The organism is Mucilaginibacter limnophilus, assembly GCF_004005815.1.
GTDB classification, from domain to species: Bacteria; Bacteroidota; Bacteroidia; order Sphingobacteriales; family Sphingobacteriaceae; genus Mucilaginibacter; species Mucilaginibacter limnophilus.
Window position 1 is genome coordinate 1 of the sequence record NZ_SACK01000034.1, and the last position, 262, is coordinate 262.

Here is a 262-nt window from a genome sequence, read left to right on the forward strand (position 1 = left end):
CTTAAGTCAGTCGAATCTTTATAATCAGTAATAGCCTGCATAGCCGTCTTTAAAGATTTCGCGGCTTTTATGTCAAACCCTAACTTCTGTTCTTTCAAGGCATGTGCCTGCATGATCACCTGCGGAAGGATTGGCAACCCGTTGGGCGAAGGGTTTGAAAAATTGAAATAATCGTCAGTAAACTTAACCACTACAAATCTGGTGGGCTCATCAACTTCAAAATGATGTTGGTCATCCGGTGACATCAGGAACAGGTCGCCAT

At 43.1% G+C, this 262-nt stretch carries 1 pseudogene; it reads right to left on the minus strand.

The annotated features are described in order from the left end of the window. A pseudogene (locus EOD41_RS20565) lies at nt 1–245 on the minus strand (AraC family transcriptional regulator); the annotation flags it as partial. Between the last annotated feature and the right edge of the window lie 17 nt (nt 246–262).